Source organism: Virgibacillus salexigens (genome assembly GCF_014905415.1).
GTDB lineage: Bacteria > Bacillota > Bacilli > Bacillales > Amphibacillaceae > Virgibacillus > Virgibacillus salexigens.
This window is the reverse complement of sequence record NZ_BNEO01000143.1, coordinates 1-303: the sequence shown is the minus strand read 5'-3', so window position 1 is coordinate 303 and position 303 is coordinate 1. Positions and strand designations below refer to the sequence as shown.

General features: G+C 33.3%; 1 protein-coding gene. It reads left to right on the top strand.

The window, feature by feature from the left end:
* A partial coding sequence (locus JKP73_RS22600) for a hypothetical protein (RefSeq protein WP_234447183.1) occupies window positions 1-222 on the top strand: 222 nt, incomplete at its 5' end.
* Between the last annotated feature and the right edge of the window lie 81 nt (window positions 223-303).

Below are 303 nucleotides of genomic sequence, written 5' to 3'. Positions count from 1 at the left end.
AGTCACATGATATATGCAATTATTTCCATTATTGTCATGGGAATTGTTTTACTTGCTATATCCTTTTTCATGAATGTCCGAATTGAAGAGGTTGAAAGTCAGCTAGAACAGTTTTCAATTACAACAATGCAAGATACATATCAAATGAAAAAAAAGATAAAGATCTTGGAAGAAGAATTGCATACAGAAGATTTTACTGACGAGCGAGTAGAAAATAAATAGTTGGATAGAGGGAGAAAATCAAATGAAACAACCTATACGTATGTTTGGAATCGGCCTTCTTACAGCTGGTGTGATCATGCT